Origin of the sequence: Pseudoxanthomonas sp. CCNWLY206-1 (assembly GCF_039710385.1) — a bacterium.
Classification (GTDB): Bacteria; Pseudomonadota; Gammaproteobacteria; order Xanthomonadales; family Xanthomonadaceae; genus Pseudoxanthomonas_A.
Genome location: NZ_JBDKXI010000002.1, coordinates 699,688 through 724,350 on the forward strand (window position 1 = coordinate 699,688; position 24,663 = coordinate 724,350).

General features: G+C 61.1%; 29 protein-coding genes and 1 pseudogene. 19 read left to right on the forward strand and 11 right to left on the reverse strand.

Translation table 11 applies throughout. From position 1 onward, the window contains the following. Positions 1–76: 76 nt before the first annotated feature. From AADW18_RS07285 to AADW18_RS07300, 4 genes are all read right to left on the reverse strand, one after another. Positions 77–607, reverse strand: coding sequence for a cysteine hydrolase family protein (locus AADW18_RS07285; protein ID WP_337342682.1), 531 nt, complete (start codon positions 605–607; stop codon positions 77–79). A gap of 25 nt (positions 608–632) precedes the next feature. Continuing rightward, on the reverse strand, positions 633–1,070 hold the full coding sequence (locus tag AADW18_RS07290; protein WP_337342683.1) for a VOC family protein: 438 nt from the start codon (positions 1,068–1,070) through the stop codon (positions 633–635). Between the two features lie 66 nt (positions 1,071–1,136). Beyond that, positions 1,137–1,955 (reverse strand): NAD(P)-dependent oxidoreductase, encoded by an 819-nt coding sequence (locus tag AADW18_RS07295; RefSeq protein ID WP_337342684.1) that lies wholly within the window; start codon positions 1,953–1,955, stop codon positions 1,137–1,139. A gap of 128 nt (positions 1,956–2,083) precedes the next feature. Further along, positions 2,084–2,743, reverse strand: coding sequence for a serine/threonine protein kinase (locus AADW18_RS07300; protein ID WP_337342685.1), 660 nt, complete (start codon positions 2,741–2,743; stop codon positions 2,084–2,086). An 82-nt stretch (positions 2,744–2,825) separates the two neighbouring features. On the opposite strand from AADW18_RS07300, the gene AADW18_RS07305 reads away from it, so the two are divergent. Continuing rightward, a complete protein-coding gene (locus tag AADW18_RS07305) occupies positions 2,826–4,826 on the forward strand; it encodes a VTT domain-containing protein (protein ID WP_337342686.1) in 2,001 nt (666 codons plus the stop codon). A gap of 226 nt (positions 4,827–5,052) precedes the next feature. On the opposite strand, the gene AADW18_RS07310 is transcribed toward AADW18_RS07305, so the two are convergent. The 4 genes from AADW18_RS07310 to AADW18_RS07325 form a co-directional block, all read right to left on the reverse strand. Then, the gene (locus AADW18_RS07310) at positions 5,053–5,631 is read right to left on the reverse strand and encodes an LON peptidase substrate-binding domain-containing protein (protein WP_337342687.1); all 579 of its coding nucleotides are present in this window, start codon (positions 5,629–5,631) and stop codon (positions 5,053–5,055) included. A gap of 208 nt (positions 5,632–5,839) precedes the next feature. Continuing rightward, complete coding sequence (locus tag AADW18_RS07315; protein ID WP_337342688.1) at positions 5,840–7,228, reverse strand: S8 family serine peptidase; 1,389 nt, start codon at positions 7,226–7,228, stop codon at positions 5,840–5,842. 319 nt (positions 7,229–7,547) lie between these two features. After that, entirely contained in the window at positions 7,548–8,927 is a 1,380-nt protein-coding gene (gene mpl / locus AADW18_RS07320; RefSeq protein WP_337342689.1) for a UDP-N-acetylmuramate:L-alanyl-gamma-D-glutamyl-meso-diaminopimelate ligase, read from the reverse strand. A gap of 151 nt (positions 8,928–9,078) precedes the next feature. Further along, the gene (locus tag AADW18_RS07325; protein ID WP_337342690.1) at positions 9,079–9,657 is read right to left on the reverse strand and encodes an adenylate kinase; all 579 of its coding nucleotides are present in this window, start codon (positions 9,655–9,657) and stop codon (positions 9,079–9,081) included. A gap of 124 nt (positions 9,658–9,781) precedes the next feature. On the opposite strand from AADW18_RS07325, the gene AADW18_RS07330 reads away from it, so the two are divergent. From AADW18_RS07330 to AADW18_RS07395, 14 genes are all read left to right on the forward strand, one after another. After that, positions 9,782–11,038, forward strand: a complete 1,257-nt coding sequence (locus AADW18_RS07330) for a 6-phosphofructokinase (RefSeq protein WP_337342691.1) — start codon at positions 9,782–9,784, stop codon at positions 11,036–11,038. A gap of 271 nt (positions 11,039–11,309) precedes the next feature. Next, the gene (locus AADW18_RS07335) at positions 11,310–11,714 is read left to right on the forward strand and encodes a GFA family protein (protein ID WP_337342692.1); all 405 of its coding nucleotides are present in this window, start codon (positions 11,310–11,312) and stop codon (positions 11,712–11,714) included. Between the two features lie 99 nt (positions 11,715–11,813). Beyond that, complete coding sequence (locus AADW18_RS07340; RefSeq protein ID WP_337342693.1) at positions 11,814–12,272, forward strand: nuclear transport factor 2 family protein; 459 nt, start codon at positions 11,814–11,816, stop codon at positions 12,270–12,272. Positions 12,273–12,274: 2 nt separating this feature from the next. Beyond that, positions 12,275–12,685: a gamma-glutamylcyclotransferase family protein gene (locus AADW18_RS07345; RefSeq protein ID WP_337342694.1), complete on the forward strand. Its 411-nt coding sequence runs from the start codon at positions 12,275–12,277 to the stop codon at positions 12,683–12,685. Between the two features lie 35 nt (positions 12,686–12,720). After that, positions 12,721–13,233 carry a GNAT family protein gene (locus AADW18_RS07350; protein ID WP_337342695.1) on the forward strand — a complete coding sequence of 171 codons (513 nt, stop codon included), beginning with the start codon at positions 12,721–12,723 and terminating at the stop codon, positions 13,231–13,233. Between the two features lie 679 nt (positions 13,234–13,912). Then, complete coding sequence (locus AADW18_RS07355) at positions 13,913–14,302, forward strand: DUF1801 domain-containing protein (protein WP_337342696.1); 390 nt, start codon at positions 13,913–13,915, stop codon at positions 14,300–14,302. A gap of 83 nt (positions 14,303–14,385) precedes the next feature. Further along, positions 14,386–14,619 carry a hypothetical protein gene (locus AADW18_RS07360; protein WP_337342697.1) on the forward strand — a complete coding sequence of 78 codons (234 nt, stop codon included), beginning with the start codon at positions 14,386–14,388 and terminating at the stop codon, positions 14,617–14,619. Between the two features lie 118 nt (positions 14,620–14,737). Next, positions 14,738–15,082 (forward strand): hydroxylase, encoded by a 345-nt coding sequence (locus tag AADW18_RS07365; protein WP_337342698.1) that lies wholly within the window; start codon positions 14,738–14,740, stop codon positions 15,080–15,082. Between the two features lie 99 nt (positions 15,083–15,181). Further along, positions 15,182–15,679 carry a DinB family protein gene (locus tag AADW18_RS07370; RefSeq protein ID WP_337342699.1) on the forward strand — a complete coding sequence of 166 codons (498 nt, stop codon included), beginning with the start codon at positions 15,182–15,184 and terminating at the stop codon, positions 15,677–15,679. A gap of 86 nt (positions 15,680–15,765) precedes the next feature. Continuing rightward, entirely contained in the window at positions 15,766–16,014 is a 249-nt protein-coding gene (locus AADW18_RS07375; protein ID WP_337342700.1) for a DUF1272 domain-containing protein, read from the forward strand. A 79-nt stretch (positions 16,015–16,093) separates the two neighbouring features. Continuing rightward, positions 16,094–16,498 carry a hypothetical protein gene (locus AADW18_RS07380; protein WP_337342701.1) on the forward strand — a complete coding sequence of 135 codons (405 nt, stop codon included), beginning with the start codon at positions 16,094–16,096 and terminating at the stop codon, positions 16,496–16,498. Next, positions 16,489–16,926 (forward strand): T6SS immunity protein Tdi1 domain-containing protein, encoded by a 438-nt coding sequence (locus AADW18_RS07385; protein ID WP_337342702.1) that lies wholly within the window; start codon positions 16,489–16,491, stop codon positions 16,924–16,926. Before AADW18_RS07380 ends, AADW18_RS07385 begins: the two co-directional genes overlap by 10 nt. A 78-nt stretch (positions 16,927–17,004) precedes the next feature. Next, on the forward strand, positions 17,005–17,247 hold the full coding sequence (locus AADW18_RS07390) for a DUF1653 domain-containing protein (protein ID WP_337342703.1): 243 nt from the start codon (positions 17,005–17,007) through the stop codon (positions 17,245–17,247). 87 nt (positions 17,248–17,334) lie between these two features. After that, a complete protein-coding gene (locus AADW18_RS07395; RefSeq protein ID WP_337342704.1) occupies positions 17,335–17,727 on the forward strand; it encodes a hypothetical protein in 393 nt (130 codons plus the stop codon). Positions 17,728–17,850: 123 nt separating this feature from the next. Here AADW18_RS07395 and AADW18_RS07400 read toward each other — a convergent pair whose 3' ends face one another. Continuing rightward, positions 17,851–19,281 (reverse strand): MFS transporter, encoded by a 1,431-nt coding sequence (locus tag AADW18_RS07400; protein WP_337342705.1) that lies wholly within the window; start codon positions 19,279–19,281, stop codon positions 17,851–17,853. Between the two features lie 266 nt (positions 19,282–19,547). On the opposite strand from AADW18_RS07400, the gene AADW18_RS07405 reads away from it, so the two are divergent. Continuing rightward, positions 19,548–19,976: a GFA family protein gene (locus AADW18_RS07405; protein ID WP_337342706.1), complete on the forward strand. Its 429-nt coding sequence runs from the start codon at positions 19,548–19,550 to the stop codon at positions 19,974–19,976. A gap of 97 nt (positions 19,977–20,073) precedes the next feature. Next, complete coding sequence (locus tag AADW18_RS07410) at positions 20,074–20,535, forward strand: GNAT family N-acetyltransferase (RefSeq protein ID WP_337342707.1); 462 nt, start codon at positions 20,074–20,076, stop codon at positions 20,533–20,535. Between the two features lie 127 nt (positions 20,536–20,662). Here the strand turns inward: AADW18_RS07410 and AADW18_RS07415 are convergent, their stop codons facing one another. Then, the gene (locus tag AADW18_RS07415; protein ID WP_337342708.1) at positions 20,663–21,223 is read right to left on the reverse strand and encodes a hypothetical protein; all 561 of its coding nucleotides are present in this window, start codon (positions 21,221–21,223) and stop codon (positions 20,663–20,665) included. Between the two features lie 245 nt (positions 21,224–21,468). Between AADW18_RS07415 and AADW18_RS07420 the strand changes: the two are divergent. Together AADW18_RS07420 and AADW18_RS07425 are read left to right on the forward strand one after the other, a co-directional pair. Continuing rightward, a pseudogene (locus AADW18_RS07420) lies at positions 21,469–23,493 on the forward strand (sodium-translocating pyrophosphatase); the annotation flags it as partial. A gap of 60 nt (positions 23,494–23,553) precedes the next feature. Next, positions 23,554–23,889, forward strand: a complete 336-nt coding sequence (locus AADW18_RS07425) for an OmpA family protein (RefSeq protein WP_337342757.1) — start codon at positions 23,554–23,556, stop codon at positions 23,887–23,889. Positions 23,890–24,081: 192 nt separating this feature from the next. On the opposite strand, the gene AADW18_RS07430 is transcribed toward AADW18_RS07425, so the two are convergent. Beyond that, positions 24,082–24,660, reverse strand: a complete 579-nt coding sequence (locus AADW18_RS07430) for a hypothetical protein (RefSeq protein WP_337342709.1) — start codon at positions 24,658–24,660, stop codon at positions 24,082–24,084. Positions 24,661–24,663 lie beyond the last annotated feature (3 nt).

Sequence of the window (24,663 nt, forward strand, 5' to 3'; positions counted from 1 at the left end):
TATCGCGATCTAACGGAAAGAGCTCGCGGCGGGACGCCGCTCCTACAAAAGCAAAAACCTTACAAAAGCAAAAGCTCTAGAAGACGATATCCGCCGCCGCCTGCGCACGGATCACCGGACCAAAGCTGGTGATCGCCGGCAGCGTGGCATTGTGGTGTTCTCGGATCTGCGCCGCGCTGGCATGCGGCTTGTCGTGGGTGGTGTGCGCGTCGGACACCAGGACTACGCCATACCCATGCGCCGCTGCGCTGCGTGTGGTGGTATCGACGCAGAACTCGGTGGCATAACCGCAGATCACCACTTGATCCACGCCGGAGAATGCCAGCACTTCCTCCAGACCGGTGCGCAGGAATGAGTCCGGTGTAGTTTTGCGGATGCGGTGATCTCCGGGTTCGACCTGCAACTGATCTTGAAGCGCCCAGCCGGATGAATCGGGTTCCAGATCGCCGGAGCGCTCGTGCTGCACGAAGATCACCGGGGCGTCGGCCGCGCGCGCGCGCGTTGCCAGCGCGTTGATGCGTGCGATCACTTCTTGGGCTTCCGCCGGGCGGGGCTCGGGATCGAACAGCCCGCGTTGGACGTCTATCACGATCAGGGCAAGACTCATCGGCCACCTATGCGGAAAGGACTGCTCACCAGCTTCCCGTATTCGGCATCGAAAGCCAAGGCTCCTGTGGCGGCAAACGTTCGCCTTTTTGCAACAGCTCTATTGATATCAGATCGGGCGTGCGCACAAACGCCATGCGGCCGTCCCGCGGCGGGCGGTTGATGAGCACACCTATGGATTGCAGATGCGCGCAAATGGCATAGATGTCGTCCACTTCGAAGGCCAGATGGCCGAAGTTGCGTGCGCTGCCGTAGTTTTCCGCAGGCTTTCCATCATCCGCGGGCCAGTTATAGGTCAGTTCTATTTCCGCTTCCGGATTGGCGGGTGCGCCGAAATAGACCAGGGTGAATCTTCCATCCGGACTTTCCATGCGACGTGTCTCCATCAGCCCCAAGCCTTCGGTAAAAAATTGGCTGGTGGCTTCCAGATCATGGACCCGGAGCATGGCGTGCAGGTATTTCATACTGACCTCACTGAAGTAATCGCTCTTTGAATTCGGCGGCTATTGCGTGCGGTGCACCGTCCAGCCTCACGCCTCCAGGAACAGATCCGGCAACAACGGCTGCAAAGGATCAACGGCGTAGGAGGAAAAATCTTCTACCCCGGCTTCGCGCAGTACCGCCTCGTCGATCAGGAACTGCCCATGGAAACCCGCCGCGGGCCGGCTCAGCACCGCATGCGCGGCGTCGGCGACGATCTCTGGCTTGCGGCAACGCGGGATATCCACGCCGGGAATCATGTTCAACGCGTCCGTCGCGATGATGGTTCGCGGCCACAGCGCATTGACCGCGACACCTTGTGGCCCAAACTCACCGGCCAGCCCGAGTGTCACGAAGCTCATGCCCATCTTGGCCAGCGTGTAGCCGGTATGCGGCGCCCACCATTTGGGATCCAGTGTTGGCGGCGGCGCCAACGTCAGGATGTGCGGGTTGGGTGCCTTCAACAGATACGGCAAGCACGCTTGCGCGCACAGGAAACTACCGCGGGCGTTGACCTGGTTCATCAGGTCGAAGCGCTTCATCGGCGTATCCAGCACGCCGGCCAGCCAAATGGCGCTGGCGTTGTTGACCATAATGTCGATGCCGCCAAACGCATCCACGGTGGCCGCGACCGCCGCGCGCACGTCGTCTTCTTCCCGGATGTCGCACTTCAGCGCCAACCCCTGCCCGCCCGCAGCCGTGACCGCGTGTGCCGCGGTGTGGATGGTGCCCGGCAGCTTGGGATTGGGGACCGCCGACTTGGCGGCAATGACTACGTTGGCACCATCCCGCGCCGCCCGCAGCGCGATGGCCAGCCCGATACCGCGCGAGGCGCCGGTGATGAAGAGGGTTTTGCCTTTTAACGTCATGGGAATGGGGAAATGGGGAATAGGGAATGGAAGGAGCTTAGCGCCTTCCTGTCGCGCGCATATACGCCATGCGCGCTAGCGGTTCTGCTCTTTCGATTCCCGACTCTCGATTCCCCATTCCCGGCTCCTCACGGCTTCGGCCCTTGCCCTTCATTGTCTTCCCATTTCAGCAGCTTGCGGGTGACGAAGCGGTACACCGGTTTACCGGTGCGAAACCATACGTCGCGCAGCCAGGAATGGCGTTTGAGCAGCCGCCGTTCCACCGGCGTGAGCGCTTCGGGGCAGTAGGTGCGTTTGTGCTTCAGCAGGTGACGCAGGTCCTCGCGTGCCAGCAATCGCATCCAGCGCGAACGGGGGCGGCCACGCACGGCCAGTTGGAAATCGATCAGCGCGGGGCGGCCATCGCTCAGTACCAGCCAGTTGGCTTCCTTGGCCAGATCGTTGTGGGCCACGCCACGTTGATGCACCTGCCGCAGCAGGCGGCGGGCAGCATGGAAGTACGCCACGTCGCCGCGTGGCGGCCTCTGGTACATCGCCGCCCCTTCCATATAGCTCCGATCCAACCGCACGCCGTCCCAGGCCAGCAATTGCGGCGTATCCGCCAAGCCATTCAACTGAGCGATGGCAAGCGCTTCCCGGCGCGCGAGCCGCCAAGCAGGAAAGCGCAACCACCAAGGCGATGCGGACAGATCCCGGCGCACGAAGACGCCGCGGCCATCGCGCATCAGCGCGATACGTCCGAAGCTGTCGGCCTTCAGGGCGGCGATTTCGATGGCATCGTTATTCACCGCGACATTCTACGCGGCCCCCTGGGAGCATCTTCCGTGGAGGTAGCCGGCGGTCATGAACCGCCGCCTATAATCTGCCTCGATGAATCCCTCCTGGTTCGACACCCTGCTGGCCTGGATCAGCGCACATCCGATCGCGGCCGGCGTGGTGATCTTCGCCATTGCGTTTTGCGACGCGGTCATCATTTTGGGAACCATCGTGCCGGCATTGCCGCTGTTGTTCGCGGTGGGCGTACTGATTGGCCTGGGTGAAATCAACGGTCCTTACGCGCTGATATGCGCGGCGATTGGTGCGTTGATCGGCGATGCCACCAGCTATTGGGTCGGCCACCGCTGGGGGCCGCAGCTCCGCGGTCATTGGCCTTTTCGCAAATACCCACAACTGCTGGACCGCGGCGAGTTGCTGTTTCGTCGCAACGCGCTGAAAAGCATTCTGGTGGCGCGCTATGTGGGGCCTATTCGGCCGTTCGTGCCCGCGGTGGCCGGCATGCTGAAAATGCCGCTGAAACGCTATTTCATGGCGAGCGGGCTTGCGGCGGTGTCGTGGGCGGCCCTGTTCCTGGCACCGGGTTGGCTGCTGGGCCAAGCGTACGACGCGGTCGCGGCGGTCGCGGGCCGATTGGGCTTGGTGGTGGGACTGTTGCTGGTGGTGCTGGCGCTGGCCTGGGCCGGGGTGCTGTACACCTATCGCTGGTTCGCCGACCACGCCGATGCGCTGCTGGCGCGCGCGATCGCCTGGTCGCACGCGCATCCGGTGCTGGGCCGCTATTCCGGGGCCGTGTTCGATCCCAAGCGCCGCGAATCGGTACCACTGGCGCTGCTTGGCATCCTACTGCTGGCCATCGTGTGGGTGTGGTTCGCCTTCCTGGTCCTGGTGATCGGCCATGGCGAACCGCTGAGCATGGACTTGGCGGTGCACGAACTGATGCTGGCGCTGCGCAATCCGCTGGCTGATTACCCGCTAGCCGCCATCGCCTCATTGGGCGACGAACAAGTGCTGGCGCCCGCCTCGCTGCTGGTGCTGCTGTACCTGTGCTGGCGCAAGCGCTGGATGGCCGCGGCGCATTGGCTGGCGGCATTGGCGTTCGGTCTGGCGCTGACCGCATGGCTGGGTGCTTCGGTCGATATCCCCAAACCTCCGAGCGTCAGCAGCGGCTTTGGCTTTCCTTCCATCGCGGTCACCATGTCCACGATCACCTTCGGCTTTTTCGCCGTGCTGATCGCGCGCGAATTGCCGGGCCGAACACGGGTGTGGCCGTACCTGGTGTCTGGCGTCGTGGTGGCGCTGATCGGATTCGCGCGAATCTACCTGGGCGCGCACTGGTTGAGCGACATCATCGGCGGAATGTTGTTCGGCATGGTGTGGCTGCTGATACTGGGCATCGCCTATCGCCGGCGCATGGTGCGTTCGTTCTGGATGAAGCCGCTGGCCTGGCTGTTCTATGGCGCCTTCACCGTCGCCGCGCTATGGCACGCACCGCGCAATGTCGCACCGATGCTGGCGCAGTTCGAAGCGCCGGTGACGGAACAGTCGTTGGCGATAGCCGATTGGTGGCAGCGGGACTGGGCGCTACAGCCCGCGCGACGCAACGATTTCGACGACGAACAGCGTTGGCCGCTGGACGTACAAGTGGCGGGGCCATTGGCACCATTGCGCGCCAAGTTGGAAGCGGCTGGCTGGCGTTCCCAGGAACAGGCCGGCTGGGAAGAAGCGCTGAATCTGCTGGATAACGATCTGCCGGACACCGAACTGCCGGTACTACCCGCTACCCTGGATACCCGCGCCGAAAGCCTGCTGATGCTGCGCGAAGGCGTACAGCCTGGCGAAACCTTCGTCCTGCGCCTGTGGACCGCGCATACGCAACTGCAGCCCGGCAACGTCCCGCTGTGGATCGGCAGCGCGCAAGTCCTGCAACGCCAGCGCGCGGTCGGACTGATCAGTGTTTGGCGGCCATTGCGTGAAGCCGACGCGGCATTGCAGGCGGTGGCCCAAGCGACCGGCGAACTGGAACACCAGCGGGCACCTCATCCACAATCGGAGTTGCCGGTGCTGCGGATACGCGTCGCGCCCACATCCCAGTGACCTCGTAGAAGTCGTGCCGGCATGTCGGCACGGGTGAGTCGCGATGAGGCCGTCTAGCACCGGTCGAAGAGCAGCCGAGCAAGCTCGGCTCTACGACAGCCTTGCCTTTGTGGGCCTTTTTCGTTGAAGGATTTTGCTGTTGTAGGAGCGGCGTCCCGCCGCGAGCTCTTTCGGCGATAAAGCAAAAGCTCGCGCCGGGACGGCGCTCCCACAAAGGTAGGCCGCATTACACGATCAACGCCAACAAGCGGTCCAGCCGCTCATGCGGATCATCTTCTTGCAATACGCTCAAACGCTGTTCCGCGGTAATCGGCAGAAGTTCCGCCAGCCGCCAACCTACCCAGGCCGCGTTGTCGAACAGTTGCGGCGACAACTTGGCCTGGTCGCCATCGATATGGTCGAGCATGGTTTGCAGCAAGATGCTGAGCAGTGCGTGCTCGGGTCGCAATTCTTCGTCCGGATCGGGCTGCCGCCACTCCACATCGCCGATCACCAACCCGTTATCGCGTACCCGTGTGCGGGTCACATGAAAGCGCCGGCGTCCACGCAGGCGCAGCGCCAACAATCCATCGGCGCCCGTATCGAAATCTTCGATCACCGCTTCGGTGCCGAACGCTGCGGGCGTGGCGGGCCGGCCGACTTCTCCTCCCTCCAGGATCAAACAAACCCCGAAGCCCGTACCGCTGCGCCCGCAATCGCGGACCAGATCCAGATAACGGCGTTCGAATACACGCAACCCCAGCGCTGCGCCCGGCAGCAGTACGGTATGCAACGGAAACAATGGAAGGCTTTCGTGGGAATGCATGCGAAGAGTCTAAAGCCTCTTCTACGAATAGGCGTGTGATCGGCTTGCTGGAAGCCATCGTGGCCCTCCGTCACGGCGACCTGCCTTCCCGACCAAACGCGTCCCTCATGCGAGTCGGTGACGACGCGGATCGTCCGAATTCAGCTTCCATCTTGGACACAAAAAAAGCGGCCGTCCGTGGACGGCCGCCTGTCGCTACAAAGCGTTCTCAGTTACTCACTGCCTTGCGCGCATTGATACGGCCGGCACCGTAGGTGTCGTCGTTGCCCGACTTGCCCAGATCGTCGGCGGAAGCCCGCAGTATCCGCGCAACTTCAGAGGGAGACAGCTCTCCACCATGTTTCCCGATAATCAGCGCAGCGACGCCGGAAACGTGAGGCGCGGCCATGCTGGTGCCGGCGGACCAGCCATAGCCACCGGTACCCGAGGTGGTGCTGAACACCATGTCCCAGACCCAGCATGGCCGGGTGATTCCCTTGAACGTGCAGTTCTCTTCGCCCGGATAGTCGAAGTTGCCGCCAGGTGCGCCAAGGTCGATGGCCGATTGGCCGTAGTTGCTATAGCTGGCACGCACATCGAAGTCCGTATTGAAGGGGTCTTTCAGCCACGCGATGGGGCCCAGCGCACTGATGGTGAGCACGCCTGGCAACTGGCCAGGAAAGGAACGCAGGTTCACCGTGCTGCACACGCCATCGTTGTCGCAGACACGCCCGCTGTCGTGATCGAGATCGCGCCCGTCGTTGCCTGCGGAAGCCACTACCGTGACGTTTTGCTGATAGGCGTAGCGCGTGGCGCGGGCGGTGGCATTGACCAGCTCGGCCACTTCCTTGCCGCCAACAGACAAGCCTTCGCGGACGCCCAGACTCATGTTGATCACGTCGGCGCCCGCATCGGCGGCATAGACGATGGCCTGGATGATCGCGGCGAAACTGCCGGAACCCGTCACCGGGTCGAGCACCTTGACCGCGATCAACTCGGCGGCAGGCGAGACTCCGATGGTTCCAACGCCGTTATCCGCGGCGCCGATGGTACCCATGGTGTGAGTACCGTGGGTGCTGCCGCTGGTGTTGCAATACGTCTGGCCTTCGACAAACGACGCCGACTTGGCCACGTTGAGATTGGGGACAATATCGACGTGTGCGCAGTACACGCCCGAATCCAGGACTGCGACGGTCGCGCCGGCGCCGCGATAGCCTGCATTCCAAGCACCTGCCGCATCGATGGCGGCATGACCCCATTGGAAGTCGAAGAACGCGTCGTTGTCGCCGGAGGCCGGTGGATTGGCGAAATCCGCCTGTATGTCCTGCTGCTTGGCTTCACCCAGATCGAATGGGATGACAACGTCCTTCACGGCCGAACGAACTGCCGGGATCTTGCCTGCCGACCTGGCGAAATTCGGATTATCCGATTCGACGATGGCCACCCCGATCTGGGGCAAGAGGGAAACGATGCGGCCACCTGCACTTTCAACCTTGCTTGCAAGCTGGGTAGTGAAGTTGTTCGAGTTGGCGGTGACGACATAGGTCGCCGCCTGTGCCGAACCAGCGAAGACGAACGTACCAATGACCAATCCAATGGCCTGGGCAAGCTTCTGCATGGAGAACCTCTTTGGGAAGAATGGGCAAGTACGAGAGTTCGTACTTGTCCCGACTCTATCCTTTCCACAGAAGCGCCACCACGCACGGTAATTACGTTGAAAACAGGACAACGTCGATGACTCGACCCAGTCATGCTGGAGCTGCGTCGCAGCCGGCAAGACAATGGTCGCCAATACAGTGGGCTTGGGCTTTCGGGTGCCCCGATATTTGCGGCGCTGCAGCGAATATCTCCGGCAGATGTTCCGCTATATCCATCCCGTGCTTGCCGCGAACGCGATAACCGGTTATCCGCGATCCGGAAAACCAGCCCCTCAGGGTCTACTGGACTGCCTGCAGAGCACCCAGGAATTTTCCAGGCGCGCCATCGAAGCCGCCGTTGGACATGAAGACGACATGATCGCCGGGTGCCACGATGGATTTCAGCGTGGCGATCAACGCCTCCACATCCGGCACGGTGCGCGCATCGCCGCGGATCGCTGTCACCACCTTGCCAGCATCCCATGGCAATTCCGGTCGATGCAGGAACACCACCGCATCTGCATCCTGGAACGATGGCGCGAGGGCTTCGGAATGTGCACCCAAACGCATCGAGTTACTACGTGGCTCCATCGCCACGATGATGCGCTTGGTGCCGACCTTGGCGCGCAGGCCTTCCAGCGTGGTGCGGATGGCGGTGGGGTGATGGGCAAAATCGTCGTACACCGTGACGTCGTCGAACCGGCCAATGACTTCCAGGCGGCGCTTCACACTGCGGAAGTCAGCCAGCGCGGGAATGACCGCCGCGATGTCCACGCCAACGGCGTTCGCCGCCGCCAGCGCCGCCAACCCGTTGAGCACGTTGTGCTTGCCGAGCAACGGCCATTGCACTTCGCCTACCAGATTTCCATTGTGGAATACCGCGAACGCGCTGCCGTCGTCGTTGATCAGGCGCGCGCTCCACGTTAGCGCAGCATCGTCCGCGCTGTTCTGAAACCCGAAGCGCTCCACCGGCGTCCAGCAACCCATCGCCAGCACCTCGTCCAGGCGTTCGTCCTCGCCATTGACGATCAGGCGACCGCGGCTAGGCACCGTGCGGACCAGGTGATGAAACTGGCGCTGGATCGCGGCCACGTCCGGAAAGATGTCAGCGTGGTCGTATTCCAGATTGTTGAGAATCGCGACCAGTGGACGGTAGTGAACAAACTTGCTGCGTTTGTCGAAGAATGCGGTGTCGTACTCGTCGGCCTCGACCACAAACTCCCGGCCCTTACCCAGACGCGCGGACACACCGAAATCCTCCGCCACGCCACCGATCAGGAACCCCGGCTCGCGCCCAGCCACTTGCAGCAGATAAGTGAGGATAGTGCTGGTGGTGGTCTTGCCGTGAGTACCGGCGACAGCCAGTGTCTCGCGGCCGGGTAGCACGCATTCGGACAGCCATTGCGCGCCAGAAGTGTACTTGCGACCGGCGTCCAGCACGGTTTCCACCGCGGCATTGCCTCGCGACAACGCGTTGCCGATGACGATCTCATCGCAATCGGCGGAAATATTTTCCGGCAGATAGCCCTGCGCCAACGCAATGCCCAGCGTTTCCAACTGCGTGGACATAGGCGGATAGATGGCCTGGTCGCTGCCCTCGACCACATGCCCCAACTCGCGCGCCAGCGCCGCCACGCCGCCCATGAAAGTGCCGGCGATGCCTAGGATGTGGAGTTTCATTGAGGGCCGGGAATGGGGAGTCGGGAATAGGGAATGGTGGAATCCGGGCTTTTTGCTGCTTCTGGCTGTGGGCCATTCGTCATGCGCTGACGCCGCAGATCATCGGGACCTTCTATTCCCCATTCCCCATTCTCCATTCCCAGCTTCACAATCAGCCCACTTCCTTGGCGGGCGAAAGCGCTTCGATCAGACGATTGAACACGTCATCCAGGCTGCCGACGCCATTTACCACGGTGAGCTGGCCATGCTGGCGGTAGTACTCGATCACCGGTGCGGTCTGATCGTTGTAGACCTTCAAGCGCGTGCGAACGGATTCGGGGGTGTCATCGGCGCGGCCTTCCGCGGCGGCACGGCCGGCGATGCGTTCCACCAGCAGTTCAGTGGGTACTTCCAACTGGACGGCATAGTCCATCGGCTGGCCGATCTTCTTCAGCAGCACGCCCAATGCATCGGCCTGGGCGAGGTTGCGCGGATATCCATCCAGGATGAAACCGTTTTTGGTATCCGGGCGGCTGAAGCGCGATTCCAGCATGCCCAGCAGGATCTCGTCGGAGACCAAGTTGCCTCGCGCCATCACTTCCTTGGCCTGCACGCCCAGCGGACTGCCGGCGGCCACTTCGGCACGCAGCAAATCACCGGTGGAAATATGGGGAACCTGCAGATATTCCTTCAGCCGCGTCGCCTGAGTGCCCTTGCCCGACCCGGGTGGGCCCAGTAGAACCAATCGCATCGTGTAACTCCTGAACTAGAATTCTGCTGGCGGCCGGCGGCGTTCTGGCTCACGCCACGCCCACGCTGCACCGCGTCATATATGTGAAGCTTACCGCATCCCCCCTATTCGGATCGAACCCACTATGGTCGAAGGTACCTTGCTTTATGCCCAGTCCGGCGGTGTCACCGCTGTCATCAACGCCACCGCGTCCGCCGTCATCACCGAGGCCCGGGCCCGCAAGATCAAGGTGCTGGCGGCCCGCAACGGCATTCTAGGGGCCCTGCGTGAGGAACTTATCGACACATCCAAGGAATCACCGGCCGCCATCCGCGCCCTGGCGCATACCCCGGGCGGTGCGTTTGGTTCCTGCCGGGTCAAGCTGAAATCGCTGGAAGCGGACCGGGCCAAGTACGAGCGCCTGCTGGAGGTGTTCAAGGCGCATAACGTGCGCTATTTCCTTTACAACGGCGGCAACGACTCCGCCGACACCGCGCTGAAGGTGTCGCAGCTAGCGGCGGCCTTCGACTATCCACTGACCTGCATCGGCGTGCCCAAGACGGTGGATAACGACCTGGCCGTCACCGACACCTGCCCCGGCTTCGGCTCGGCCGCCAAATACACCGCGGTGTCGGTGCGGGAAGCGGCGCTGGACGTGGCGGCCATGGCGGAGACCTCGACCAAGGTATTCGTGTACGAAGCCATGGGCCGGCATGCCGGCTGGCTGGCGGCCGCTGCCGGGCTGGCCGGGCAAACCCCGGAACAGGCACCGCACCTGATCCTGTTCCCGGAGCGTCCGTACGACGAGCCCGCGTTCCTCGCGCAAGTCAAGAAAGTGGTCGACAAAGTGGGCTGGTGCGTCGTGGTGGCCAGTGAAGGCATCCAGTACGCCGACGGTCGCTTCGTCGCCGATGCCGGCGGTGGCAAGGATTCGTTCGGACACACGCAACTGGGTGGCGTTGCGTCTTATCTGGCCGGCCGCGTCAAGAACGAACTCGGCATGAAAGTGCACTGGACCCTGCCCGACTATCTGCAGCGCTCGGCCCGTCATATCGCCTCCAAGACCGACTGGGAACAGGCACAAGCAGTCGGCAAGGCCGCCGTGCAGTTCGCATTGAAAGGACAGAACTCGGTGATGCCGGTCATCGTCCGCAGTTCCGACGCACCGTACCGCTGGAAGATCGAAGCCGCGCAGCTGACCAAAGTGGCCAATCACGAAAAGAAAATGCCCAACGGCTTCATCCGAAAGGATGGTTACGGCATCACTCCTGCCGCCCGTAAGTATCTTGAGCCACTGATCCGCGGCGAAGCCTATCCGCCCTACGGGCGCGATGGACTGCCGAATTATGTGGCGTTGAAAAATGTGGCGGTGAAACCGAAGCTGCCGGCCTGGGAAGGATGAGGCTTGGCTAAGGCCATGTCTAAGCACCTATATTTTGTTGATTCTTCCTGGGGCCGGGCGTATTCGGCGCCCTGCTCGGTTGTTCGTTTTGCCTCTGTCGGTTGTTCGTCTGCCTCTGCAGGAGCGGCGTCCCGCCGCGAGCTCTTCCTCGCGCCGATCGACAAAGCAAAAGCTCGCGCCGAGACGGCGCTCCTACCCGAAGCACCGATATCGAGAATACGGCTCCCGCTTTCATCCCTGTCGTCCCATACCAGAGGAGGTTGATGCAAACATGCTGAAGACATACACCGGAAGTTGTCACTGCGGCGCCGTCCGTTTCGAGGCGGACATCGATTTGAGCGCCGGGACCGGCAAGTGCAATTGTTCGATTTGCACCAAGAGCAGGAACTGGTCCGCCATCATCAAGCCGGAAGCGTTCCGCTTGCTCCAGGGCGAAGCAGATCTTAGCGGCTACGAATTCGGCACCAAGAGCGGCCAGCATCTGTTCTGCCGCCACTGCGGCATACGCCCGTTCGGCCGCGGCTATGTCGAGCAGATCGGCGGCCATTATGTGTCCATCCAGGTCGCATCGCTGGACGACGTGACGCCGGACGAACTTATTGCCGCGCCCGTCAGGTACACCAACGGTCGAGACAATAGTTGGTGGGATACCCCTGCGGAAATACGCCACCTTTGAGGATTGGCACGCCCGCAAAGCAGGACCCGGTCCTTCACTGAAGACTGCGGAGATTCATATGGTGCTTGACGACCAAGGCTTACCCGTTCGATCAGTTCAGTGAAGAAGACCACGCAAGCCAAGCCGCTCCACGGACCGGCTTGGCGCGGGCGCTACCTGTGCTTGGAAAAAATCATGAGCAACTCAACCCCAAAAGAGCTGATAGACCGCTATTTTGGCGCGTACAACTCCTTTGGCGTTGACGGCATGCTGGCGCTGCTGTCTCCTGACATCCGCTTCGAGAACTATTCTGGTGGTGAGCTCACCGCGGCCGCGACCGGCGTTGATGAGTTCAGACAACTTGCCAATCAGTCCAAGGTTTTGTTTTCGGAACGCGAACAGCGCATCACGGAGTTGAAGCTCGGCCAGGGTACGGCCATTGCAAGCATCGCTTATCGCGGCCGGCTCGCCGCGGACATTCCCAACGGGCCATCGGCCGGGACTGTCCTTGATCTGCAAGGCGAGTCGGAATTCTGGTTTGGCGATGGCCAGATCACCAAGATCGTCGGCCGCGGCTGAGCATGAGCGCAGCCGAGAGCCATAGCCCATCCAGATCGAACCCAGCCGTCCGGGCGAAGACCGTGATCGATCGGCTTTTTGTCTATGGATCGCTCGCTCCCGGCAAGCCCAACGAGCACGTGCTCGCCAATGTGCCCGGCAACTGGGAGCCGGCCTCCGTGAGAGGCACGCTCCGACAAGCAGGCTGGGGAGCGGCCATTGGCTTTCCCGGCATCACCTTGGACGAGCGCGGCGATGAGATTCACGGACTGGTCTTCAGCTCAAACGAGCTGGCCGCGCATTGGCCCCGCCTGGACCAGTTGGAGGGCGACGAATACGAGCGGACGCTTACCTCGGCCAAACTCGCGGACGGCACGCAGGTGGATGCATACATTTACGAGCTCAGCAGCCGCACCATGCCGGTCGGAAGCTGACAGATCATTCAATCGGCATCAGGTTGAAAATCACTATGTCGCGATTAGTAGAACCGGACGCCGTTCAACTCATCCACATAAGCGTGTCCGACCTTCGCCGCCTGGCTGCTTCCGAGCCGGTGGAATCCGAGACACTGCAAGTTTCCGAGGGCGCGCTACCGCCTTCCAAGACGGTCGCTCGTGCATTGGCGCAGCTCGACCTCGGCACTCCCATTTTCTGGTGCGTTCCGTTCCTGATTATTTCCGCCTCGCGCTCAACCGTACTGGGCGCATGCGGGTTCAAAACGGCACCGGTCAACGGCAGCGTGGAAATCAGCTATGGTGTCGCCCGCGCGGAGCGAGGTCGAGGGGTCGCAACGCAGGCTATTGGCCAGCTGCTTCAACTGGCGGCATCAAGTGGCCTGGTCCAGGAAGTCGTCGCTCATATACTTCCGAGCAATGCCGCTTCGTCCCAGGTGGTCACCCGCCTGGGCTTCCTGCCAGAAGGCGTGATGTCCGATACAGATGGGGAGATCGTCATGCGCTGGGTCTGGCGGGTCGCAACCTAGTAGTTCATCCCGGCCGAATCCGCTTCGTGGATCGGCTTAGTGCAGACACTCCACAGGGGAAATCCAATGGCACTCCTGGACTTGCTCGAACTTGGCGATCTCCTCCTATCCTGGCGCCTCTATGTCGGCGTCGCGGTCACTGCCGCGCTTTGTTGGCTTGTTTTTACGCTCATACCTGATGAAACCATTGCTTGGATCGTGTGCGTGCCGCTCGGCATCACTGGACTTGTTCTAAGCTTCCGATGGCAAATCCGAGCGGATTTCAATAAGTAGGCGCCAGCGGCTTGGTATCTCATCCGCACCAAACTCTACGGGCCGACTTGCTGTCCATGAGGAGATTCCGTTGCCTTCATCCGGAGGACAGAACGGTGGCGCTAGATCACCGTGCCGCAAGACAATTGCCATCCGCGAACCTACGTTGCAGAAGGCGATGGGCTCCTTGAAGGCTCGCAGTTCTCCCGGTAGCACATAGGTGCTGTAAATAGAACCTCAGGTCAAAAGGCAAGCAGGGTCAATCCTTGCGCTCTGAAAACCTAGTAACCTCGTTCTCCACCCCTCGCCTGCCGATCCCTCGAGCAAGCTCCATGCAAGCGTTGAATTATCCGGCATACAGCTTCGCAATCCATTCAAGCCGGCCCCACTTTTCTACTCGACTTAGTTCAGGTATCAAGCTGCACTCATGAAGAAGTCGATTCCCGCAGACTCACCCGACGCGTACGTTGCTACTCTCACCAGCTGGCGCAAACCTCTTGTTGAGGATCTGCGGCGCGCCACGCTTTCCGCGGGGAGTCTTGAGGAGCGGATCAAGTGGGGACATCTAGTCTATTTCTGCAACGGTCCTGTACTACTTATCCGTGCCGAGGAAACACGCGTACTGTTTGGCTTCTGGCGTGGCAAGCGACTGCGGGATATTGATGAGCGGCTGAAGCCCAGCGGCAAGTACGAGCTGGCGAATGTCTTCGTCGAGAATGACAAGATCTCCGTGGCAAAGGCTAGAAACTTGGTCAAGGCAGCAGTGGATCTCAACCTGGAACTCGGCGATCCGGCGGCTGTGGTCAGAGCCTGCTAGGTGCCGCCTAATAGTTTGTTCCCACCGAAGCTGCTTGGCGAGAAGACTCGCTCCGGCCCGATCGATCTCAAAGGATGCGCAATATGCGGGTAAACATGTTCAAAGGCCCAGGCCGTGTATTCGCCTTCACGGCCGATCCGGAAGGAACCAACCTTCCCCCCAAGTACGCTCCGTGGACAGCGTTCAAGGCGATCGAATTGCAGAAAGATGTGCCGACGCCAGGTGTTGACGTTAACGACTGCCTGGAAGATCTGGAGAAGTACGGCATTCACGTCACCGACGCGCACGTTCGGATCACCGAAGATGCACTTCGATGAGCAAGCCACTGGGTAGTTGATGCCATGCATTCCCGTTGGGTGATACATCAACCGATGTCTCATTCAAACCCCTAGATCCGCATCATGCAGTACTCGAAACCGACACAGAGAGGACGCCATGAAAATTCAATATCTTGAAATAGTGACGAAGGAAGTGGACGCGGTATGCGCCGCGTATGCATCGGCGAACGGAGTGAAGTTCGGCGAGCCCGACGCTGGACTCGGCAACGCAAGAACTGCCCCGCTGGCGGGCGGCGGGCTGGTGGGAGTACGTGCACCCTTGCGCGAAACCGAAGAGCCGGTGGTGAGGCCCTATTGGTTGGTGAAAGATATCGAAGCGGCTGCTGCCGCTGTGATTCAGGCTGGCGGCAAGATCGCTCATCCACCCATGGAAATACCCGGCCATGGAATATTCGCCATCTATCTTCAGGGCGGCAATGATCACGGCCTGTGGCAGCTTTAGTGCCACGCGGATCAGCGCATCATCGGTCTGACCATCATTCGGGCGAAAGCTGGTTTTCAGCTCAGACTGCTCGATCATTTCGAGGCAATGGAGCGTCAAGTGAACTCGGTACAAACCCTTACTCGCTACAAGGCTTGGGCAGACGAAGTTTTCCTGCCTGTCGTTGCCGGCCTCCCCGAGTCAGAACTGATTGCTCCACGCCCCATTTACTTCGGCAGCCTCATCCGCACGCTCAATCATTCCTACTCAATGGATTTCGTGTGGCAGTCCCATCTGCTGGGTAGACCGCATGGCCTGACCACTCGCAATCCTATCGACCATCCAGGCATTCAGGACTTGATGGCTTCCCAGTATCGGCTAGATAGTTGGTACGTCGACTATGCTGATTCCTTGTCCCGCGACCAACTCGGTGAAGTAGTGGAATTCGAGTTCATTGGCGGCGGTACCGGCACCATGTCACGCGAGGATATTATTCTGCATGTCGTCAATCACACGACGTATCATCGCGGTCACGTGGCGGACATGCTTTATCACCTCGATGTCTTTCCACCCGCCACGGATCTACCGGTTTTCCTCCGACGATCAGTTAGTGTCTGACGTCCGATCAAGCTGGCACCGGTTCCGAGAAGCTACTTGCTGAAGTCCTGGCGGGCCTCCGGCCTTCCCGAAAATGGTGAAAACATATGCTGCAACTTCGTCCCAACTGCGAATGCTGCGACAAGGATCTCCCTCCTGATTCCACCGAGGCAATGATTTGCACGTTTGAGTGCACGTTCTGCCTATCCTGCGCGCAATCGGTTCTTCACGGTGCCTGCCCAAACTGTGGCGGCAACTTCAGCCCCCGTCCCATTCGGCCTGCGCGCCTGTTGGTCAAGTACCCGCCCTCGTCGGAACGAGTGCTCAAGCCGGGTGGCTGTGTTGAAGCAGCCTAGTATCCTTTCAAGCCGACGCCACTCCTGGCGCGGCTTATTCGAGGCTATTGCTTCGCTGTCTGTATTCTAGGTGCTCATCGTGACATCCCCACTTACTGCCTGCTCCCAGCGTTCGCCCTCTTCGGACCTTGCGTCCGGACCTTTTATCGGGGTCGATCTTTCGGCGCTTCCGCCGGAGCACCGGCAAACCATTCAAGAGGCCTCTGAAGATTTCCGGGCCGTGGTTGAGGGCAAGAAGCCGATCCACGCCAGGATCGATAACAACGAACCGCTGCCAAGCGACGGGGGCACTACGTTCTACAAGGGCAACGGCTACCGCCTGACGATCTTGGTAAGCCTGTCCAGCTTCGGCGAGTTCAAGGGCACTGCCTATGGGCCTATGATCCATTTTGACGACACGTTCGCACCCGGCAATACGAAGCAGATCAGCGACGTGCGCATCTACTCCGACGATGAGCTGCGCAAGCTTCTCCGGTGGAACTGATCGCAATCGTTGAAGACGCCTGGGGTTGGACCGGACTTAAACCGGACCAGATCGTCGGAGACAATGAATTCGGCAATCTGATGATCAAGGACAAGGCGGGCAACTATTGGCGCCTGTGCCCTGAAGATCTGTACTGCAAGATCATCGCCAGCTCCAGAGCCGAACTGGACCAGCTCTCGCATGATCAAGCGTTCTTGCAGGACTGGTATATGGAGGAGCTGGTGCAACAAGCGCGGGAGCGCCTGGGTGCGCTACCGCCCGGATTCAAATACTGTTTCAAGATTCCGGGCACACTGGGTGGCGAGTACGGCGGTGATAATCTTGCCTCCATCCCGCTTCGCGAGTTGATCTCCGCCTCAGGCCATATCGCCCTGCAGATCAAGGATCTTCCAGACGGCGCGAAGATCACGCTCAATGTCGTCGACTAGCTCGCTCAGCCTTTGATCCAGGTCGAACCTGCACTATCCGCCTGATTCAAGCCTAACGTCCCAAAGTAGGATGGTCCGATGTCCCAACTTCCTCCCCTTCCTGACCTTGCTCCCGGCCGCTACAGGCACTACAAGGGCAATGACTACGAGGTGCTTGTCATCGCGCGCCACAGCGAAACACTCGAGGCTGTGGTCGTCTACAAGGCGCTCTACGGCGATAGCGAGCTTTGGGTTCGGCCGTACGCGATGTTTTGCGAGGACGTCCTGGTTGATGGCCATGCGATCCGCAGGTTTTCTCCCGTTGGCCCGAATGCGGTCTAGCCGGTTATCTGACGCCGTTGTGGATCGACTTAATTCGGAGCCGCGCTACACGCGGCTCCCTCAACCAGCACGAGATGAACCTCATCCATGACCCAGAAAAGCAAAGCAAGCTACGCCGTGCCAGCACTGATCTACGCACTTATCGTTGGTTCCACATTCTCGCCCGATGTGCAGCCCGTGCTTACGAAGGCGTTCGGTACTGTTCCATCGGGTCTTCCCATCACAGTCGTCGTAGCGACCGCGGTTGCCGTTCTCTTTCTCCCGTTCGCCTACGCCATGCACCACTTCATGTTGCTCGTGGAGCACGCGGTGGCTGAAGGACGCAGTATCAGTAAATTCGGGCTACTGTCCTACGCCGTGACCGTGGGACAGCGGCGCCCGGAGCTGCGCCGCTCGCAGATTATTTCGCTGGGTGGATTGGCTTATTTCGTGCTGGTTTGCGGGGCTTGGATTGTCTATGCCGATGCGAGAGGTATTTAGCCGTACTCGTAGAGCGGAGCTGCGCCTCGCGATAGCGCTCAGTTAATGGCAATGAGGCCGTCGCAACGGCAGGCGATAGGGAGCAGCCGCTTAAAGACGCTTCGGCAAGAAAATGGCTCCAACTCACGTCGCCGGCCGCTGCTCCACCTTCGGCTCGGCGATTTCCTTGCCGGTCTCGGCACGGCCGGACATCTCCGCTCCCGCGTCGCGCGGCAATCGCGACATCATCCAGGCGGAACTGGCTGATATCACGCCGACCACCACGAACGCGATATAGAAATTGTGTACATCGGTCGACGGCCGGCCACCGAGGATGCCGGCGATTTCCAGGACGTACCCACCTACCGCCACGCCCATGCTCAACGACAGCTGCTGCATCATGCCGGCCAGGCTGCTGGCCTGCCCCATCTTCGGCGAATCCACCTCGGCATAGCTGATGGCGTTCAAGCTGGTGAACTGCAGCGAGCGGAAGCAACCGCTGACCAGCAGGGTAGCGATGATGAAGACGTGCGGTGTCTGCGGGCGAAACAGGCCGAAACAGCACAGCAGCACCGACGCGATCAGTGCGTTGAACACCAGTACGTTGCGGAAACCGAAGCGACGCAGCACGTTGGCGGCGATCGTCTTCATGAACATCGCGCCGAGCGCGGATACGAAGGTCAACAAGCCCGATTGCACGGGACTCAGGCCGAAGCCCAGTTGCAGCATCAACGGCAGCAGAAAAGGGATGGCACCGATACCGATGCGGAACAGCGAGCCACCAAGCACACCGGCACGGTAGGTCGGCAGCCGGAACAAACCCAGGTCGAGCAAAGGATGCGGATGCCGGCGCGCATGCCACACATAACCGAGCAGCGCCCCCACCCCGACCAGCAAGGAACCAACTGCCAATGGTGTCGACACCAGGTGCCTGCCCATGGTGGAGAAGCCGAACATGGCCAATGCCAGGCCGAAACCCGCCAATGCGAAGCCCCTCCAATCCAGCGGCGGCGTTGGTTCGCGCAAGTCCGGAATGAATCGCTTGGCCAGCACGATACCGAGCAGGCCCATCGGAATATTGATCAGGAAGATCCAGCGCCAGTCAAAGTACGTGGTGATGAAGCCACCCAGCGGCGGTCCGACCACCGGACCGACCAGCGCCGGAATGGTCAGCCAGCTCAGCGCCTGCACCAACTCGTTCTTCGGTACCGTGCGTAACAACACCAAACGCCCCACCGGCACCATCATCGCGCCGCCCATGCCTTGCAGGAAGCGTGCGGCGACCATGGTTTCCAGCGAATTGCTGGCGGCGCAGCCGATCGACCCCAGCAGGAACACGCTGATCGCGGTCATGAAGGTCGGCCGCGCGCCGAAGCGGTCGGCGACCCAGCCGCTTATGGGAATGAAGACCGCCAACGCAAGCAGATACGTGGTCAGGGCGAGCTTCAATGCGATCGGATCGGTCGCCAGATCCTTGGCGATGGCCGGCAACGATGTCGAGATGACGGTCGAGTCCATGTTCTCGATAAACAAGGCACAGGCGACGATCAGGGGCAGCAGGCGGCCGGACTTCATGCGGCCGCTTCCCGCTTGCCGACAGGGATGGTTGGCTTGGCCGTTCCATATGCATCGAAGAAGCGCGCCGCCGAGAGTCCGTCCAGCCCGGCCGCAATGGCGCGTGGAAAACCTTTCATTCCTGTGCCGACCTCGCGAGAATCCGGGGCGACACCATACGCTATCGCATCTGCAGATAACGTTTAATTGTGGGTTTAGGTAAAGCGAAATCCATCTGCGGCTAGAATAATTTAGACGCGGGGCTGACCCCGGAAGGGCTTGCGATCATGTCGGACGAAAGCGATGTTCTCTTCGGTGGATGCCAGTGCGGTGCGGTCCGATACCAGCTGTCGCATGCGCCGATTGAAATCTATGTTTGCCACTGCCGGGAGTGCCAGAAGCAGTCCGCATCGGCATTCGGAATTTCTTTCATCGTGCCGCAAGCCGCGCTCCATGTTCTGCAAGGTGAGCCAAACTTCTGGTCGCGTCCTACCGATACAGGAAACACGCTCGACTGCGCATTTTGCCCCGCCTGCGGATCGAGGCTTTGGCATCGGCGGCGTGGTTCCACCGATGTCGTGAGCGTCAAGGGCGGCTCATTGGATAAGCCCGTCGACCTGCGCCAGGCCATGCACATCTGGACGTCTCGCATGCTTCCGGGCGTCGTTCTTCCGAAGGGTGCTGTGCAGTTTCCCGGAGAGCCGGATGCGCGTTGATTCGGACTCCCGTCGAACCGAGTTTTACCGCAATGCCTGAGGCCGCCGCCACGGGCTTTTCTTTTTTCCCAACAACCCTGCCCCCAAAAAATACCCCATGAAAATCCGCATAGACGACTTGCGCGGCCCCGAGATCGCCGGGCTGCTACGTGAACACCTGCACAGCATGACGCTGCACTCCCCTCCCGAAAGCATCCACGCCCTGGATATCGAAGCACTGCGCAAGCCAGAAATTACTTTCTGGAGCGCGTGGGACGGCACTGAGCTGATGGGCTGTGGGGCAATCAAGGAACTGGATCCCCAACATGGCGAGATCAAATCCATGCGCACGGCGTCCGCACACCTGAGGAAGGGCGTGGCCGCCGCGCTGCTGCGCCATATCCTGGATGAAGCCCATCGCCGCTCCTATAGGCGGCTGAGCCTGGAAACCGGGTCCATGGAGGCTTTCGCACCGGCGCATCGGCTTTACGCCAGTTTCGGCTTCCAGGAATGCGCGCCGTTCTCCGACTATGTGGAAGATCCCTACAGTATTTTCATGACCAAGGAATTAGCAAAGTAGTCCGACGTGCCTCTTCCCTGGATGACAGAAGGGCCGCATTTCGCGGCCCTCTGCTTTTCAACGGCAACGGCAACACCGGCAACTGTGTTCGTGCGCATAGCGCACGTTACAAATTACACCGCTCGCGCTACGGACACGCCTTCCCTTCCACCTTCGTCTCCGCGGCGTATAGCGGAATCTTGGCTTGCGCGAGTTTTCCGGCGGCAGCTTGCTGCTTGGCATCTTCCAGATAAACCCTGGCCTGACCTTGGCCGTCCTTTGCCAGCGTGTTGTCAACGGGCATGCGCCACACACGCACGACTGCCTGCTGCGAGGGACACGCGGCGTTGGGAATGCGGAGCAGGTCGTTGAACTTCCAGCCCGTCGTTTCGGAAGGCTGGGCCTTGGCGAAATCAACGACGCGCGCACGCGGCTGGCATTGCGGGCTGGTCCGTACCAGGGCAAAGCGATAGGGCTCCGCGGCCTGGCCGGTAAAAGCGCCTTCGATGCGAGCGCAGGCTTCGGGAATCTGTCGCACGGTGTGCACGACGCCAACCGCCTGCGGCGGCGTCACGGCACTAGGGCGCTGTATCTCGGGCTTGGGCTCCGTCGTCGCGGCGTGAAGGGTGCCGGTCAACAGGATCGTCGCCGCCAGCAAGCCGGCCGAAAAGGCGGGTGGCATGGCGATGGAGCGCATCAGGTATCGCATCGGGCATTCCGTCACTGTCGAAAGCCGGCAGGCTGGCACGGAATCACTGAACCGTGGCCGCAGCGGCTAGCGGCGCGGCAACCATCGGTTCATACTCGGGTCGGCTCCAGGGATGTCTGAACATCGCAATGCCCGCTGCAGTGCAACGCAGCCGTCATTGCGCCCAATCGTTCAACAGCTCCATCGGGATTGGGTTTCGTGTTCATGCGTCTGCTGGACAACATCCATCAACCTTGGGAGGGGACATGCTGGAACAATACGGTTTGACGTTGGCGCTGATTTGCGCCGCGGTGGCGATTCTCTACGGTATTTTCTCGGCGCGCTGGATACTCAGGCAGCCATCCGGCAATCCCCGCATGCAGGAAATCGCGGCGGCCGTGCAGGAAGGCGCAAGCGCTTATCTCAACCGGCAATACACCACCATCGCCATCGCCGGGGTCGTGCTGTTCCTGCTTATCGGTTTCTTTCTCAGTTGGCCCACTGCCATCGGCTTCCTCATAGGTGCCGTGCTGTCGGGTGCTGCCGGCTACATCGGCATGAATGTTTCCGTCCGTGCCAACGTGCGTACCGCGGAAGCGGCGCACAAAGGCCTTAGCGCGGCGATGGATGTTGCGTTCCGTGGTGGTGCGATTACCGGCATGCTTGTAGTCGGGTTGGGCCTGCTGGGCGTAGCCGGTTACTACATGGTGCTGGCGCGCATGGGCATCACCGGCGAATCCGCGCTGCACGCGCTGGTGGGTCTGGCGTTCGGTAGTTCGCTGATCTCGATCTTCGCCCGCCTGGGCGGCGGCATCTTCACCAAGGGCGCGGATGTCGGTGCTGACCTGGTGGGCAAGGTGGAAGCCGGCATTCCCGAGGACGACCCGCGCAACCCGGCCGTCATCGCGGACAACGTGGGCGATAACGTCGGCGACTGCGCCGGCATGGCGGCGGACCTGTTCGAAACCTATGCGGTCACCGTGATCGCCACCATGCTGCTGGGCAGCCTGATGGCGGCCGAAGTCGGCAGCAACGCAGTACTGTATCCGTTGGTGCTGGGCGGCGTGTCGATCATCGCTTCGATCATTGGCGCGTTCTTCGTCAAAGTTAAGGCCGGTGGTTCGATCATGGGCGCCCTGTACAAGGGCGTGATCGTGTCGGCTGTGCTGGCGGCGATCGCCTTCTACCCCATCACCACCCAACTGATGGCCGACTCGCCCAGCGGCGCGTTGAACCTGTACGGCTGCGCGTTGGTCGGGCTGGTGTTGACCGGCGCGATCGTGTGGATCACCGAGTACTACACCGGCACTCAGTTCAAGCCGGTACAGCACGTCGCCGCGGCATCCACCACCGGGCATGGCACCAACATCATCGCCGGCCTCGGCGTATCGATGAAGTCGACTGCGTGGCCGGTCATCGCGGTTTGCGCAGCGATTCTGGTGGCGTACTCACTGGGCGGTCTTTACGGCATCGCCATTGCCGCCACCGCCATGCTGTCGATGGCAGGCATGATCGTGGCGCTGGATGCTTACGGTCCCATCACCGATAACGCGGGCGGCATCGCGGAAATGGCGGAACTGCCGCCGGAAATCCGTGCCATTACCGATCCACTGGATGCCGTCGGTAATACGACGAAGGCGGTCACCAAGGGCTATGCGATCGGATCGGCCGCGTTGGCCGCACTGGTGCTGTTCGCCGACTACACGCACAACCTGCAGGCAGCAAATCCGGGTGTCTCTTTCACCTTCGATTTGTCCAACCACCTGGTGATCGTCGGCCTGCTGATCGGCGGCCTGATTCCTTATCTGTTCGGTGCGATGGCGATGGAAGCGGTGGGCCGCGCGGCTGGATCAGTCGTCGAAGAAGTGCGCCGCCAGTTCCGCGAAATCCCCGGCATCATGGAAGGCACCGGCAAGCCGGACTACAGCAAGGCAGTCGACTTGCTGACCAAATCGGCGATCAAGGAAATGATCGTGCCGTCGCTGCTGCCCGTGGCGGTGCCCATCGTGGTCGGTCTGCTGTTGGGACCGCAAGCGCTGGGCGGCCTGTTGATCGGTACGATTGTCACCGGCTTGTTCGTGGCCATTTCGATGACCACCGGCGGCGGCGCCTGGGATAACGCCAAGAAGTACATCGAAGACGGTCACCACGGCGGCAAGGGCTCCGAAGCGCACAAGGCCGCGGTTACCGGCGACACGGTCGGCGATCCCTACAAGGACACCGCCGGCCCCGCCATCAATCCGCTGATCAAGATCATCAACATCGTGGCGCTGCTGCTGGTGCCGGTGCTGCCGGTGAATGGCTGGATCGGGGGCGCCTCCACGAGTTCGGCGCACGTGTCGTCCGCGCCGATGGTTGCGGGCGAGCTGATCGATGGGCGACTGGCCAAGGTCTATTTCGATGTCGGCTCAGCCGTGGTGCCCGCCGACGCCAGCGCGCGCCTGTCCAGCGTGCTGGGCACATTGCATTCGGAGGCGAATCGACAGGCGTTGGTGTCCGGCTACCACGACACCAGCGGCGATGTGGCGGTCAACCAGGAGCTGGCCAAGCAGCGCGCGCAAGCCATCCAGCAATGGTTGGTGGTCAATGGGATCGCGATGGAGCGAATCGTGCTGAGCAAACCGGTAGAGACCACCGGTGCTGGCAGCGCTGACGAGGCGCGTCGGGTGGAAGTGAAGGTGGAATGATCTTGGCGCTGATGCGCCGGTGATTTGTTTGAAAGAAAAAGGCGGCTTTGGCCGCCTTTTTCCTTCGGCGGAGGTGAAGCGTCCTTGTGGGAGTGGTGCCGGGACGCCCGGCACCGGTGAGTCGCGACGTTGATGTTTCCGGTCGCGACTCACGTCGCTCCCACACGTTGAGTGATCCGCTCCAAGCAACTGTCAACTCGTCGGCTGGATCGCCACCACGCGCACATCGAACTTCTGGCAGGCCTTGTCCTTGCAGATACCGTTGATCCACGCTTCGCCACTGCCGAACATCACGCCCTTGTAGTTGACCATCAGCTCCGAGTACTTCTGCTGCGTTATCGCCTTGGCGATCGCCGGCGTGACGATCTTTTCGTATTGCTGCACGAAGGCGTCGCCGTTCGCGATCTTGACCCGCTTGCCATCGATGGTGGCGGTGAATGGATAGTTCACCAGCGATGCGACGGTGGCCGCGTCCTTGTCCGCCACGGCTTGCTGGAACTGATGGATTACCGTCTGGTAGTGCTCATGGTCACCCAGCAGGTCGTCGATCGATTGATTGACGGCGGTCGGATCGTCGTCGGCGGTCGGTGTCGGTGTCGGTGTCGGTGTCGGTGCGGGGGTCGGTGTAGGAGAAGGAGCAGGATCCGCAGGGCGAACGGCCGACGTAGCCGGCTCCTTCGCGGAGTCGACCGCCGGGACCGTTGGATCAGGTGCGGGGTCGCGGCAGGCGGCCAGGGCCAACAACATCGCCGTTCCGATCAGCTTCTTCACGTG

What these genes read in the sequence shown, in the direction of transcription:
- AADW18_RS07285 (WP_337342682.1), bottom strand. Translation starts at nt 607, where the DNA reads ATGAGTCTTGCCCTGATCGTGATAGACGTCCAACGCGGGCTGTTCGAT.
- AADW18_RS07290 (WP_337342683.1), bottom strand. Translation starts at nt 1,070, where the DNA reads ATGAAATACCTGCACGCCATGCTCCGGGTCCATGATCTGGAAGCCACC.
- AADW18_RS07295 (WP_337342684.1), bottom strand. Translation starts at nt 1,955, where the DNA reads ATGACGTTAAAAGGCAAAACCCTCTTCATCACCGGCGCCTCGCGCGGT.
- AADW18_RS07305 (WP_337342686.1), top strand. Translation starts at nt 2,826, where the DNA reads ATGAATCCCTCCTGGTTCGACACCCTGCTGGCCTGGATCAGCGCACAT.
- AADW18_RS07310 (WP_337342687.1), bottom strand. Translation starts at nt 5,631, where the DNA reads ATGCATTCCCACGAAAGCCTTCCATTGTTTCCGTTGCATACCGTACTG.
- AADW18_RS07315 (WP_337342688.1), bottom strand. Translation starts at nt 7,228, where the DNA reads ATGCAGAAGCTTGCCCAGGCCATTGGATTGGTCATTGGTACGTTCGTC.
- mpl (WP_337342689.1), bottom strand. Translation starts at nt 8,927, where the DNA reads ATGAAACTCCACATCCTAGGCATCGCCGGCACTTTCATGGGCGGCGTG.
- AADW18_RS07325 (WP_337342690.1), bottom strand. Translation starts at nt 9,657, where the DNA reads ATGCGATTGGTTCTACTGGGCCCACCCGGGTCGGGCAAGGGCACTCAG.
- AADW18_RS07330 (WP_337342691.1), top strand. Translation starts at nt 9,782, where the DNA reads ATGGTCGAAGGTACCTTGCTTTATGCCCAGTCCGGCGGTGTCACCGCT.
- AADW18_RS07335 (WP_337342692.1), top strand. Translation starts at nt 11,310, where the DNA reads ATGCTGAAGACATACACCGGAAGTTGTCACTGCGGCGCCGTCCGTTTC.
- AADW18_RS07345 (WP_337342694.1), top strand. Translation starts at nt 12,275, where the DNA reads ATGAGCGCAGCCGAGAGCCATAGCCCATCCAGATCGAACCCAGCCGTC.
- AADW18_RS07350 (WP_337342695.1), top strand. Translation starts at nt 12,721, where the DNA reads ATGTCGCGATTAGTAGAACCGGACGCCGTTCAACTCATCCACATAAGC.
- AADW18_RS07355 (WP_337342696.1), top strand. Translation starts at nt 13,913, where the DNA reads ATGAAGAAGTCGATTCCCGCAGACTCACCCGACGCGTACGTTGCTACT.
- AADW18_RS07360 (WP_337342697.1), top strand. Translation starts at nt 14,386, where the DNA reads ATGCGGGTAAACATGTTCAAAGGCCCAGGCCGTGTATTCGCCTTCACG.
- AADW18_RS07365 (WP_337342698.1), top strand. Translation starts at nt 14,738, where the DNA reads ATGAAAATTCAATATCTTGAAATAGTGACGAAGGAAGTGGACGCGGTA.
- AADW18_RS07375 (WP_337342700.1), top strand. Translation starts at nt 15,766, where the DNA reads ATGCTGCAACTTCGTCCCAACTGCGAATGCTGCGACAAGGATCTCCCT.
- AADW18_RS07390 (WP_337342703.1), top strand. Translation starts at nt 17,005, where the DNA reads ATGTCCCAACTTCCTCCCCTTCCTGACCTTGCTCCCGGCCGCTACAGG.
- AADW18_RS07395 (WP_337342704.1), top strand. Translation starts at nt 17,335, where the DNA reads ATGACCCAGAAAAGCAAAGCAAGCTACGCCGTGCCAGCACTGATCTAC.
- AADW18_RS07400 (WP_337342705.1), bottom strand. Translation starts at nt 19,281, where the DNA reads ATGAAGTCCGGCCGCCTGCTGCCCCTGATCGTCGCCTGTGCCTTGTTT.
- AADW18_RS07405 (WP_337342706.1), top strand. Translation starts at nt 19,548, where the DNA reads ATGTCGGACGAAAGCGATGTTCTCTTCGGTGGATGCCAGTGCGGTGCG.
- AADW18_RS07410 (WP_337342707.1), top strand. Translation starts at nt 20,074, where the DNA reads ATGAAAATCCGCATAGACGACTTGCGCGGCCCCGAGATCGCCGGGCTG.
- AADW18_RS07415 (WP_337342708.1), bottom strand. Translation starts at nt 21,223, where the DNA reads ATGCGATACCTGATGCGCTCCATCGCCATGCCACCCGCCTTTTCGGCC.
- AADW18_RS07425 (WP_337342757.1), top strand. Translation starts at nt 23,554, where the DNA reads ATGGTTGCGGGCGAGCTGATCGATGGGCGACTGGCCAAGGTCTATTTC.